General features: G+C 66.9%; 11 protein-coding genes. 4 read left to right on the top strand and 7 right to left on the bottom strand.

Annotation, left to right across the window (positions count from 1 at the left end; all coding sequences use genetic code 11):
• Positions 1 to 95 precede the first annotated feature (95 nt).
• Both CTP10_RS03590 and CTP10_RS03585 read right to left on the bottom strand, forming a co-directional pair.
• Positions 96 to 1,490 carry a replication-associated recombination protein A gene (locus CTP10_RS03590; protein ID WP_116317364.1) on the bottom strand — a complete coding sequence of 465 codons (1,395 nt, stop codon included), beginning with the start codon at positions 1,488 to 1,490 and terminating at the stop codon, positions 96 to 98.
• An 80-nt stretch (positions 1,491 to 1,570) separates the two neighbouring features.
• The gene (locus CTP10_RS03585; RefSeq protein ID WP_116317363.1) at positions 1,571 to 2,701 is read right to left on the bottom strand and encodes an ABC transporter ATP-binding protein; all 1,131 of its coding nucleotides are present in this window, start codon (positions 2,699 to 2,701) and stop codon (positions 1,571 to 1,573) included.
• Positions 2,702 to 2,826: 125 nt separating this feature from the next.
• On the opposite strand from CTP10_RS03585, the gene CTP10_RS03580 reads away from it, so the two are divergent.
• Positions 2,827 to 4,470: an ABC transporter permease gene (locus CTP10_RS03580; RefSeq protein WP_116317362.1), complete on the top strand. Its 1,644-nt coding sequence runs from the start codon at positions 2,827 to 2,829 to the stop codon at positions 4,468 to 4,470.
• Positions 4,471 to 4,593: 123 nt separating this feature from the next.
• Positions 4,594 to 5,268 carry a hypothetical protein gene (locus CTP10_RS03575; RefSeq protein WP_116317361.1) on the top strand — a complete coding sequence of 225 codons (675 nt, stop codon included), beginning with the start codon at positions 4,594 to 4,596 and terminating at the stop codon, positions 5,266 to 5,268.
• A gap of 52 nt (positions 5,269 to 5,320) precedes the next feature.
• Here CTP10_RS03575 and CTP10_RS03570 read toward each other — a convergent pair whose 3' ends face one another.
• The 4 genes from CTP10_RS03570 to lolA all read right to left on the bottom strand — a co-directional run bounded on the left by CTP10_RS03570 (position 5,321) and on the right by lolA (position 8,088).
• The gene (locus CTP10_RS03570) at positions 5,321 to 6,358 is read right to left on the bottom strand and encodes a Fe(3+) ABC transporter substrate-binding protein (protein WP_116317838.1); all 1,038 of its coding nucleotides are present in this window, start codon (positions 6,356 to 6,358) and stop codon (positions 5,321 to 5,323) included.
• 198 nt (positions 6,359 to 6,556) lie between these two features.
• Positions 6,557 to 6,895: a hypothetical protein gene (locus CTP10_RS03565; RefSeq protein WP_116317360.1), complete on the bottom strand. Its 339-nt coding sequence runs from the start codon at positions 6,893 to 6,895 to the stop codon at positions 6,557 to 6,559.
• Between the two features lie 111 nt (positions 6,896 to 7,006).
• Entirely contained in the window at positions 7,007 to 7,444 is a 438-nt protein-coding gene (locus tag CTP10_RS03560; protein WP_233527949.1) for a hypothetical protein, read from the bottom strand.
• A gap of 8 nt (positions 7,445 to 7,452) precedes the next feature.
• Entirely contained in the window at positions 7,453 to 8,088 is a 636-nt protein-coding gene (gene lolA / locus CTP10_RS03555; protein ID WP_116317359.1) for an outer membrane lipoprotein chaperone LolA, read from the bottom strand.
• Here lolA and CTP10_RS03550 point away from each other — a divergent pair.
• On the top strand, positions 8,087 to 8,971 hold the full coding sequence (locus CTP10_RS03550) for a hypothetical protein (protein WP_147316180.1): 885 nt from the start codon (positions 8,087 to 8,089) through the stop codon (positions 8,969 to 8,971). The genes lolA and CTP10_RS03550 overlap by 2 nt on opposite strands.
• 47 nt (positions 8,972 to 9,018) lie before the next feature.
• On the opposite strand, the gene CTP10_RS03545 is transcribed toward CTP10_RS03550, so the two are convergent.
• On the bottom strand, positions 9,019 to 11,346 hold the full coding sequence (locus CTP10_RS03545; RefSeq protein ID WP_116317357.1) for a DNA translocase FtsK: 2,328 nt from the start codon (positions 11,344 to 11,346) through the stop codon (positions 9,019 to 9,021).
• Between the two features lie 232 nt (positions 11,347 to 11,578).
• On the opposite strand from CTP10_RS03545, the gene trxB reads away from it, so the two are divergent.
• A complete protein-coding gene (gene trxB / locus CTP10_RS03540) occupies positions 11,579 to 12,544 on the top strand; it encodes a thioredoxin-disulfide reductase (protein WP_116317836.1) in 966 nt (321 codons plus the stop codon).
• Positions 12,545 to 12,587 lie beyond the last annotated feature (43 nt).

Here is a 12,587-nt window from a genome sequence, read left to right as displayed (position 1 = left end):
CAGGGCCAGCGACATGCCGGCGAAGCCGCCATTTTACTGCACCCGCATGGCCCGGGACGAGCGAATGGCGCGCACCGCGCCGGGTCTGGCGAAAACTACTCGCCCTTGTCTCCATCCTTGCCGTCCTTGCCGTCCCTGGCACCTTCGCGCGCCTTGGCCGCACGCTGTTCGCGGTGCCAGGCGTTGTCCAGTTCACGCAGATGACGCAGCTTCTCGGCGATCTTGCCCTCCAGGCCGCGCGGCACCGGCCGGTACCAGCCCTGCGCCTTCAGGTCGTCCGGGAAGTAGTGCTCGCCGGCGGCGTAGGCTTCGGGCTCGTCATGCGCATAGCGGTAGGCGTGGCCGTAGCCAAGCTCCTTCATCAGCTTTGTCGGCGCGTTGCGCAGGTGCACCGGCACCGCACGCGACTTGTCCTTGCCGACGAACGCGCGGGCAGCGTTGTACGCGTTGTAGCCCGCGTTGGACTTGGGCGCGACCGCCAGGTAGATCAGTGCCTGCCCCAGCGCCAGCTCGCCTTCGGGCGAGCCCAGGCGCTCGTAGGTCTCGGCGGCATCCAGCGTGATGCGCGCGGCACGGGGGTCGGCCAGCCCGATGTCTTCCCACGCCATGCGCACGATGCGCCGCGCCAGGTAGCGCGGATCGGCGCCGCCGTCGATCATGCGGCAGAACCAGTACAGCGCGGCATCGGGGTCCGAGCCGCGCACCGACTTGTGCAGCGCGCTGATCTGGTCGTAGAAAGCATCGCCGCCCTTGTCGAAGCGGCGCAGGTTTTGCGACAGCGCGCTGCCCAGCAGCGCGGTATCGATCTGCGCGGCACCAGCGGTGCGCGCGGCACGCGCCACGATCTCGATATTGTTCAGCAGCTTGCGTCCATCGCCGTCGGCCGATGCCACGATCAGCTGCAGCGCTTCGTCCTGCCAGCTCAGTTCGCCCAGCTTGCCGCCCAGTTCCTCGGTGGCGCGCACGGCCAGCTGGGTCAGCTCGGCATCGTCCAGGCTCTTGAGCACATAGACCGCCGCGCGCGACAGCAACGCGCCGTTGACCTCGAACGACGGGTTCTCGGTGGTCGCGCCGATGAAGGTGAACAGCCCGCTCTCGACGTGCGGCAGGAAGGCATCCTGCTGGCTCTTGTTAAAGCGGTGCACCTCGTCGACGAACACCAGCGTGCGCCGCCCGTGCGCGCGGAACTGCTCGGCGCGCTCGACGGCCTCGCGGATGTCCTTGACGCCCGACAGCACCGCCGACAGCGCGATGAACTCGGCGTCGAAGGCATCGGCCATCAGCCGCGCCAGCGTGGTCTTGCCCACGCCAGGCGGGCCCCACAGGATCATCGAATGCGGCTCGCCCGACTCGAACGCCACGCGCAGCGGCTTGCCCGGGCCCAGCAGATGCTGCTGCCCGATCACCTCGTCGATGGTGCGCGGGCGCAGGCGCTCGGCCAGCGGTTGCCGGGAACGGTCAGGGGTATCGGAGAACAGCGAGTCCGCCACGTCATCAAACCTTGCGATTGCAGAACGCCACAGTGTAGACCATCGGCGTCCCGCGCTCGGGTGCCGGGCCTGGCGCCGGCCTAAGCGGCAAAGGCGACCACGTCCTCGATCTCGACCCGGATGCCGATGCGTTCCCCCACGGCGTGGTTGTGGTGCGACGGCACCAGCGCCAGCACCCGGCCGCCGCTGGCCAGCCGCAGCGTGTACAGGATCTCCGCGCCGCGGAAGGCCTTGTGGACGACCTCGGCCCGCATCGGGCTGGCGTCGTCATGGACGATGTCGTCCGGACGCACCAGCACGTCGACGGCGGCACCCGAGGGCAGCTGCAAGGGCACCGCCGGGTGCAGCATGCCCAGCTCCACTTCGATCCGCGCATCGCCGCGCAGGTGTCCCGGCATCAGCACGCCCTGGCCGACAAAGCCGGCGACGAAGCGCGAGGTGGGACGGTGGTACAACTCATGCGCGCTGCCCCACTGCTCGATCACGCCGTCATGCATCACGCCGATCTCGTCGGCCATGGCAAAGGCCTCGTACTGGTCGTGCGTGACCAGGATGGCGGTGGTGCCTTGTGCCTTCAGGATCGCGCGTACTTCCAGGCTCAGGCGCTCGCGCAAATCGACATCGAGGTTGGAGAACGGCTCGTCGAGCAGCAGCAGTTCCGGCCGCGGCGCCAGTGCGCGCGCCAGCGCCACGCGCTGCTGCTGGCCGCCGGACAGCTCGTGCGGATACTTGCGGCCCGAGCCGGCAAGCCCGACCAGCTGCAGCACCTCTTCCACCCGCGCCGCTCGCTCGGCGCGGCCGGCGCGGGTCAGCCCGAAGCCGACGTTGGCCGCCACATCGAGATGCGGGAACAGCGCGTAATCCTGGAATACCATGCCGATGCGGCGCTGCTCCGGCGGCACCAGCGCGTCCGACGACGACACAGTCTGCCCGTCCAGCATGATGCAGCCATCCAGCAACGGCTCGAAGCCGGCGATGGCACGCAGCACCGTGGTCTTGCCGCAGCCGCTGGGGCCCAGCAGGCAGGCGATATTGCCGCGCGCCAGCGCAAACGACAGGCCCTTGACCACCGTGTGCCGCCCGAAGGCATGGCGGATACGGTCTACCTCGATGACGGCAGCGCCAGCGGCAGCCCGGTCGGTGCCGCTGCGCGCCATCGGCCGCGCGCGTGCCTGGGCTCCGGGTAATCGGGAATAGGAATCGGTTCGCATGTGCGCATTATAGGGACGCGGCGTCGCGCTGCGCCGGTGTGTGCGCCGCATTGCTAGAATGCGGCAGCCGGCGTGCCGCGCCGACACCACATTGTCCGGGGGCGCGCTCCCATCGAATCCACCGCATGCTCCTGCCCAGCCGCCGCCGCTTCCACCCCCTGACCCTGGCCACGCTTGCGATGGCGCTGCTGATCGCCGTGCCGGTGCTGGTGGTTGCCTCGGCCGTGCTGCTGCCCGCCGGCGAGACCTGGCGCCACCTGATCGACACAGTGCTGGCAGAGTACGTTCTCAACACCATCGGGCTGCTGCTGGGCGTGGGCGCGGGCGTGCTGCTGCTCGGCGTGACCACGGCGTGGCTGGTCTCGACCTACCGCTTTCCCGGCCATGCCGTGATGGAATGGGCGCTGGTGCTGCCGATGGCGATGCCGGCCTACGTGATTGCCTACGCCTACACCGATGCGCTGCAGTTCGCCGGGCCGGTGCAGGGGTGGCTGCGCGAGCTGACGGGCTGGAAAGCGCGTGACTACTGGTTCCCCGATATCCGCTCACTGGGCGGTGCCATCGCGCTGTTCTCGCTGGTGCTGTATCCCTATGTCTACCTGACGGCGCGCGCCGCCTTCCTGCAGCAGACGCAGAACACGCTAGAGGCCGCGCGCCTGCTCGGCCACGGCACCTGGAGCCGGCTCTGGCGCGTGGTGCTGCCGCTGGCCCGGCCCGGCATCGTCGCCGGCACCGCGCTGGCGATGATGGAGACGCTGGCCGACTTCGGCACCGTGGCGTACTTTGCCATCCCCACGTTTTCCACCGGCATCTACCGCGCGTGGTTCTCGCTCGGCGACAAGAACGCCGCGGCGCAGCTGTCGGCGTGCATGCTGCTGTTCGTCGCCGCGATCCTGCTGATGGAACGCGCCAGCCGCGGCCGCGCGCAGGTCTATGGCAACCAGCGCCGCGCCGCGGCATGGACGCTCGATGGCTCGCGCGGCTGGCTCGCGCTGGCGGTGTGCGCCGTGCCGGTGCTGCTCGGCTTCCTGGTGCCGGCGCTGATGTTGTGCCGCATGGCTTTCACCGACGGCGATGCCCAGTTCGGTCCGCGCTTTGTCGGGCTGGTGCGCAACAGCTTCCTGCTGGCCAGCGCGACGGCGCTGGCGGCGGTGCTGGTGGCGCTGGCGATCGGCTACGCCGGACGCGCCGCGAACGGCCGGCGCGGCTGGCTGGTGCGCGGGCTGACGCGCCTGTGCGGCATGGGCTATGCGTTACCCGGCTCGGTTATCGCCGTAGGCGTGCTGGTGCCGGTGGCGCGCTTTGACAACGCTCTGTCGGGCTGGCTGCAGCAGCAGTTCGGGCTGTCGGTGGGGCTGCTGCTGACCGGGGGCATCGCGGCGCTGGTGTATGCGCTGCTGGTGCGTTTCCTGGGCGTGGCGCTGCAGACGGTCAACGCCGGGCTGGGCAAGATCACGCCCAGCATGGACGCCGCCGCGCGCAGCCTCGGCCACGGTCCGGGCGCCACGCTGCGGCGCGTGCATTTCCCGATGCTGCGCGGCAGCCTGCTGACGGCGGCGCTGATCGTCTTTGTCGATGTGATGAAGGAATTGCCGGCCACCTTCGTGATGCGGCCGTTCAATTTCGATACGCTCGCCGTACAGGCCTACAACCTCGCTGCCGACGAACGCCTGACCGAAGCCGCGACCGCGTCGCTGGTGATCGTCGCTGTCGGCCTGCTGCCGGTGATCGTGCTGTCGCGCACGATCCGGCGCGAAGCGCAGCGCTAACCCCCCTCAAGTACCGCCCCTGCCGCGCCGATAGCCTTTTATGGCCCGGCGCTCGCCCGGGAACAAGAACAGCGGCACGCCGGGTCCTTCGGCGCCTGCCGCCGGAACGCATGACGGGGGCGTATGCTGCGATACCACATCCTGTTGTTCAAGCTGAACCGGCTGGTCAGCCGCAACACGCTGAGCGGCGTGGAAGAAATCTCGCTGGCCGGACAACTGGCCGAGATGATCGACTCCGCCGATTCTGCGGCGCGCGTCATCGATGACCTTTGCGACCACGCCAACCCGCGGGTGCGCCGCATCGCGCTCAATGCGATCCGCCGCGCGCGCCAGTTCACCTCGCCCAACCTGCAGCCAGCGCTGGTGCGCAGCATGGCGGATGCCGAAGCGGCGGTGCGCCACGATGCGGTGTGGATCGTGCAGGAAACCCGCATGGACGGCGCCGAGTTGCGCGCGGCGCTGCGCCGGCTGGCGGGCAAGGTGAAGTTGCCATGGGACGCCGAGCGAGCCCGCGCCAATCCCGGCGACACCGCGCTGGCCGCGCAGGTGCGTGCCCGCATGGCCCTGGACAAGCTGCTGGAAAAAAGTGCGGCGGAGCGCAACCAGGCGCTGGCCGCGATGACGCTGGGCACGGCCGGGGGCCAGCCCTATGCGGAAGGCACGGTCGGCCACAAGGGCCTGGTGCACCGTGCGCTGATCCGGCGCCAGGCCGGGCGGCGGCTCGACAGCAGCGTCAAGCTGACGTTCCGCAAGGTCGAGCCAATCGAGGTGAAGGGAAACAAGCGGTTCCTGCTGTAACGCAGAACCGGCCGGCCATCCTCGTGCGGGGACGGCCGGCCTGGCCAGCGGCTTACTTGAAGCCCGCGCGGTCCACCAGCTTCTGTGCCTGCGGCTGGTATTTGCCCAGTTCGGCCACGTTAATGGCATCGGCCTTGAACTCGCCCAGTGCGTCGAGTGCCGGATTGCTGATCTTCACGCCCTGCACCACCGGCCATTCGTTGTTGCCATCGGCAAAGTAGCGCTGCGCTTCGTCGCTGGCCAGGTACTCCAGGAACTTGACTGCCGCCTCCTTGTTCGGCGCGTGCTTCAGCATGCCGCCGCCGGAGATGTTCATGTGCACGCCCTGGCTCTTCTGGTTGGGCCACACCACGCCCAGCTTGTCGGCCACGGCCTTGTCTTCCGGCTTGGTCGACTTCAGCAGGCGCGCGATGTAGTAGGTGTTGGAGATTGCCACGTCGCACTCGCCCGCGGCCACGGCCTTGAGCTGGTCGGTATCGCCGCCCTTGGGCACGCGCGCCAGGTTGCCTGCCACGCCGCGCGCCCACTGCTCGGTACGCGCCTCGCCATCGTGGGCGATCAGGCTGGACACCAGCGACAGGTTGTAGACGTGCCCGCTGGAACGCGTGCACACCTTGCCCTTCCACCTGGGATCGGCCAGATCCTCGTAGTTGGCGATGTCGCCTGCCTTGACCGCGGTCTTGTTGTACGCGATTACGCGGCCGCGCGCCGAGAAGCCGAACCACTCGCCGTTCGGGTCGCGGTAGTTGGCGGGGATGCGCGATTCCAGCACCTTCGACTTGACCGGTGCGAATACGCCCGCTTGCTGGGCCCGCCACAGCCGCCCGATATCGACGGTGATGAACACATCCGCCGGACTGTTGGCACCTTCATTGCGGATGCGCTCCAGCAGCGGATCCTCCTGGCCTTCGATGCGGTTGACCTTGATGCCGGTCTGCTTGGTGAAATTGGCGTACAGCGCCTCGTCCGTCTGGTAGTGCCGCGCGGTATAGAGGTTCAGCACCTTTTCCTGTGCCGCGGCCGCCAGCGGCAGCGTCAGCAGGGCCAGCGCCGCGGCACGCGGCAGCAAGTTTCGGATAGTGGTCTTCACGCGGATGGCTCCCCAGCATGGGTGGGCAGTCGCCAGCATCCGGGGCACCCGGGACTGCCCGGTTATTGGATTCCGGACAGCCAAAAACAATATTGATTCTTGTTCAGGCGGTCAAATTACATTTCTGTCATGTTGAGCGCCCGTTGATGGATCAATTATTGTGCGCTCAACACAATGCCTCGCGGCTGGCGCGACGCATTAGCCACGGCGCACCCACGCCACCTTGCCAGCCTTGATACCAAGGGTCCGGCGCTGCGGGTTGTAGTCCATCGTGCCCGGGAACTGCTGTCCGTCGCGCTCGCCCAGCCGCCACGCGCAGCCTTGCAGCAAGCCGACGGCCTCGGCCTCGCCCTTGCCCACCAGCGCATCGTCGGCCACCTTGTCGGCGGCACAGCCGGCCGGCGTGCCGCGCGCACCTTGCGGGCCGGGCATCGGTGCCGGCTCGCCGGGTTGCGCCGCGCAACCAGCCAGCAAGGCTGCGCCCGCGGCCAGCCAGAGCAGCCGGCGCGCGCGGGAAGTGGTTCGGATCGCGGTCATGTCATTCTCCCGTTTTGTGCATGGATAAGGATGCTTGGACACATGACCGCCGGTGGCGTTCCGATCGCAATAAAGCAACGCTGAAGCCGGCGCGATCAGCTTTTTGCGCGATCAGCCTTTTGCGCGGTCAGCCAGCGTCTTCATCGCGTCGGCCGGCAACGGGCCGTGACACGTCCGCTCGCCACCAGCCTCGCTGACGACCAGCCAGACCTGCTCAGGCTTGCCCTTCGGATGCAGCAGCCAGGCGGGACCGCGCGCGTTGCTGCTGGGCGGCAGGTCTTCCAGCACACCAGTGCTGGCGGACTGCAGCATGACCGCGCAGTCGGATGCGGGCACGCGGGTCGCTTTCAAGAACGCCGGGTTGCCGAGCACTTCGGGCAATGCGGTGTCCGACGCGCGCAGGAAGGAATCGACATCGAACTTGCTGGCACCGCCGCCGGTGCTGGCGCAAGCCGCCAGCACCAGTGCGCCGGCACCGGCGATGATCGCTGCGCCGGAACGTCCGCGGGCAGTGACGAGGCGACCGGCTTTTGCTGAGTTGTCGATCATGGCGGACCTCATTGCTTCATCACGTCGGCGCCCTTGGGCACCGTGAACCGGAAGGCATCGGCCGCCAGCGGCGGATTCTTCTGCATGTTCGTGAAGGTCAGCATGGTGGTGTTGCCGAAGGCGTCGCGCAACTCCATCGCTTCGAGGTTGCCGCCCTTGAAGCCGATACCGATGCGCTCGAACTGGGTGTCCTTGGCCTTGGGTGTCAGCTCCAGCCATTCCACGCCATCGCGGCTCGGGCCGTTCTTGATGGCGAAGTTCTTTTCCAGGTCATTGCTGCCGAACAGGATCGCCGCGGGACTGGAACCCAGCGCGGCATCGAGCTTGCGCTCGGTGACCTGGTTCAGGTCCTTGTCGTAGATGTACAGGGTCTGGCCATCGGCCTGCAGCAGTTGCTCGTAGGGCTTGGTATAGCGCCAGGTGAACTTGCCCGGCCTCGAGAACACGAAGGTGCCGCTGGAGGTGCCGGTCACCTTGACGTTCGCGCCCTGCCCCTTGACCTGGCGCTGCGTGAACTCGCCGCGTGCGCTTTTTACGCCGGTGACGAAGCTCTGCAACTGGTCGGTGGCTGCGGCATGGGCCGGCGCCTGGATGGCAAACATCGCCAGCGCGGCGCAGGCCGACACGAGGATGCGGTTGCGCATGGTTTGGTTCCTGGTTGTTATCGAAAGCGTTGCACTGGTGCGGCACCTGCCGGGGCAGTCTGCTGCACGGTCAACGTGTCTGGTTAGAGCCGGCTGCCGGGGAAGGATTCCGCGCTATCCGCGCTTCACGGGTAACGGGATATTACGGCAGATGCTGTGCGAACTGCGCCGGTTCCGGCACGAAAACTCTCAATTTGCGGCAAAGGGTCCGGCAATGCGAATCTCGTATCAGGACGAAACACTTCCTTACCTGGCGTGGAAGACAATGCAGTGCATGTACGTAGAGCACTCGCCACGCCGCCTCTTGCTCGCTGCTTCGCCGGCAGGCGGCCAAACACTCTGGGCCAGCAATATGACCACCGCCAAACCTGCAGCCGGGCGTCAGCCATTGCGGCACGACGCCAGGCGTCTCGACCGCGACGAGATGAAGAGGATCGTGACACGCCAGGTCAGGATTGAACTCGAAGCCCGCAGGGAAATGACTGCAGCCAAGCCCTTTCATCCCGCCATGGTAGTCACGGGCATCCTGGCCGGTGTAGCGTTCGTGTTTTCCGTGATGTCCTGGCTGAATGAAAGCACCCAGGACAAGATCGACAAGACCACCGGTCCGCTCGCCTCGCGGATCACCGAGATGGACCGCCGCCTTACGGGACGACTAGATGCGGTTGATTCGCGCATTGAGCGTCTTGAGGTGCGGGTCGAAAGGGAGTTTGAAAACATCAACGCGAAGTTGGAGAACGTCAACGCGAAGGTCGAGAACATCAACGCAAAGGTCGAAAACGTCAACGCGAAGGTCGATAACATCAACGCAAAGGTCGAAAACGTCAGCGCGAAGGTCGAGAACATCAACGCGAAGCTCGACCTGGTACTGAAGCGCCGCTAGCACACACGGCTGGGCAATCCCCGGCCAAGCCGGAATGCCGCCTCTGCTTACTCCTCATCCCGCGCAGCCGCGCCACCGCCCTGCACCAGGATGTCGCGGTTGCCATTCCCCGACATCGCCGACACCAACCCGGCTTTCTCCATGTCCTCCAGCAGCCGCGCGGCGCGGTTGTAGCCGATGCGCAGGTGGCGCTGCACCAACGAGATCGACGCGCGACGGTTCTTCAGCACCACTTCCACGGCCTGGTCATACAGCGGATCGGCCTCGCCGCCGCCGCCGCCGATGCCGGCACCGCCGCCAAGTCCATCGCCGCCGCCATCGTCGGCCAGGCCGCCTTCAAGGATGCCTTCGATGTAGTTGGCCTCGCCGCCTTCCTTCAGCTTTTCCACCACGCGGTGGACTTCATCGTCCGAGACAAAGGCGCCATGCACGCGCACCGGCAGGCCGGTGCCCGGCGCCAGGTAGAGCATGTCGCCCATGCCCAGCAGCGCTTCGGCGCCCTGCTGGTCGAGGATGGTGCGCGAGTCGATCTTGCTGCTGACCTGGAAGGCGATGCGGGTCGGCACGTTGGCCTTGATCAGGCCGGTGATCACGTCCACCGACGGCCGCTGCGTGGCCAGCACCAGGTGCAGGCCGGCGGCGCGCGCCTTCTGCGCGATGCGCGCGATCAGCTCTTCCACCTTCTTGCCGACCACCATCATCAGGTCGGCCAGCTCGTCGATGACGATGACGATGGTAGGCAGCCTATCCAGCGGCTCCGGCGCGTCCGGCGTCAGGCTGAACGGGTTCGGGATCTTTTCTTCCCTGGCCGCCGCCTCGTCGATCTTCTTGTTGTAGCCCGCCAGGTTGCGCACGCCCAGCTTGCTCATCAGCTTGTAGCGGCGCTCCATCTCGCCGACCGCCCAGTTCAGCGCGTTGCCGGCCTGGCGCATATCGGTCACCACCGGGCACAGCAGGTGCGGGATGCCCTCGTAGACGCTCATTTCAAGCATCTTGGGGTCGATCAGGATCAGCCGCACGCTTTCGGCCTTGGCCTTGTACAGCAGCGACAGGATCATCGCGTTGATGCCCACCGACTTGCCCGAGCCGGTGGTACCCGCGACCATGCAATGCGGCATCTTGGCCAGGTCCGCCACCATCGGCTTGCCGGCGATGTCCTTGCCCAACGCCATGGTCAGGTTGGAAGCACTCTCGTTGTAGACCTGCGAGCCAAGGATTTCCGACAGCCGCACGGTCTGGCGCTTCGGGTTGGGTAGTTCCAGCCCCATGTAGTTCTTGCCCGGGATGGTCTCGACCACGCGAATCGACACCAGCGACAGCGAACGGGCCAGGTCGCGCGCCAGGTTGACCACCTGGCTGCCCTTGACGCCGGTGGCCGGCTCGATCTCATAGCGCGTGATGACCGGGCCCGGGTAGGCGGCCACCACCTTGACCTCGACGCCGAAGTCCTTGAGCTTCTTTTCGATCAGGCGCGAGGTGTACTCCAGCGTCTCGGCGCTGACGGTTTCCTGGTGCGGCGGGATCGGGTCCAGCAGCGACAGCGGCGGCAGGTCCGAGTCCTGGATATCGGCAAACAGCGGCTGCTGCTTCTCGCGTTCCACGCGTTCATGCTTGGGCACCGCCTGCGGCCGCACGATCTGCACCGGCGGCGCTTCTTCGATGCGCACGCGCTGGACCTCAACGGTCTCCTTGCGCTCGACCTTGGCGGCCTCGCCGATGATGCGGTCCTGCTTGCTTTCGCGGCGGGCCTTGAAGCCCAGGAACAGCTTCTCGACAAAACCGCCGATATGCTCGGCCACCGACAGCCACGAGAAGTGGAAGAACAGCGACAGCCCGATCGCGAACAGCAACAGCAGCAGCAGCGTCGCACCGGTGAAGCCCAGCGCCACCTGCATCCAGCCGCCCAGCGTGTCGCCCAGCACCCCGCCCGGCGCGCGCGGCAGCGCGGCGCGCAGCGGGTACATGCGGATCGCCTCCAGCCCCATGCTGGACAGCAGCGTCAGCACGAAGCCGATCCAGCTTACCGCCACGCCCTGGCGATGGTCCTCGCGCTCGGGCAGCTCGGCGGTCAGCGTGCGCCAGCCGCGCCAGCAGCGCCGCACCAGCAACACCGCCCACCAGTAGGCCGAGAAGCCGAAGATAAAGAACAGCACGTCGGCCACCCAGGCGCCGACGCGGCCGCCCAGGTTATGGATATCGGCGACCTGGTTGGCATGCGACCAGCCGGGGTCGGTCTTGCTGTAGCTGGCCAGCACGCACAGGAAGCCCAGCGTGACGGCCAGAAGCAGGAACCAGCGTACCTCGCCCAGCAGTTTGCCGATGCGGGAAGGCAAGGCTGACGGATCGGTGCGGGTGGTCGTGGTAGCTCGGGCCATGCCTGGATAGGACTCTTTTAGGGTGATTCCGAATACGTTTGGCACCGCCGTCGGCCTGTGTCAGCGTTGACTGGCCAGGTGACTGACGGGCATCGTGGCGGCCATTTTAACGTGGCCGGCGGCTATCGCACCCATTGGAATTTGCAACAGTGGGCAAATGCGGCACCTCTTATAATGTCGGTTTCGAGCAATGCCGGTGGGCATCATGCCGCACCGGCCACAGGAACGCATCATGGCAAAACACGCAAAAGTGCTGATTCTCGGTTCTGGTCCCGCCGGCTACACCGCCGCGGTCTACGCGGCCCGCGCCAACCTGCAGCCGGTGCTGATCACCGGCCTGGCCCAGGGCGGACAGCTGATGACCACCACGGACGTCGAGAACTGGCCGGGCGATGCCAAGGGCGTCCAGGGTCCGGAACTGATGCAGCGCCTCCTGGCGCATGCCGAAGAGTTCAAGACCGAAATCATCTTCGATCACATCCACACCGCCAAGCTCGTGGACGAGAACGGCAAGCCGGCCCGCCCCTTCACGCTGATCGGCGACGCCGGCGAATACACCTGCGACGCGCTCGTCATCGCCACCGGCGCCTCGGCCCAGTACCTGGGCCTGCCGTCGGAAGAGTCCTTCATGGGCCGCGGCGTGTCGGCCTGCGCCACCTGCGACGGTTTCTTCTACAAGAACCAGGAAGTCGCCGTGGTCGGCGGCGGCAACACCGCCGTCGAAGAAGCGCTGTACCTGTCGCACATCGCCAGCAAGGTGACCGTGATCCACCGCCGCGACAGCTTCCGCGCCGAGCCGATCCTGGTCGACCGCCTGCTCCAGCGCGAGAAGGAAGGCCGCATTGAAATCCGCTACGACAACGTGCTGGATGAAGTGCTGGGCGACGATTCCGGCGTGACCGGCATCCGCATCCGCAACGCCAAGACCAGCCAGACCGAAGACCTGAAGCTGGCGGGCGTGTTCATCGCCATCGGCCACAAGCCCAACACCGACCTGTTCACCGGCCAGCTGGACATGCAGAACGGCTACCTGGTGACCAAGTCGGGCCTGCAGGGCGACGCCACCGCTACCAGCGTGCCGGGCGTGTTCGCCGCCGGCGACGTGCAGGACCACGTCTACCGCCAGGCAATCACCAGCGCCGGCACCGGCTGCATGGCCGCGCTGGACGCGCAGCGTTTTGTCGAAGCCCTGAAGTAAGCGCAAGCCCTCCTGAACCGGCCCGCCGCGGCCGGTTCACCCG

This window comes from Cupriavidus sp. P-10 (assembly GCF_003402535.2).
Classification (GTDB): Bacteria; Pseudomonadota; Gammaproteobacteria; order Burkholderiales; family Burkholderiaceae; genus Cupriavidus.
This window is presented reverse-complemented; position numbering and strand designations above follow the sequence as displayed.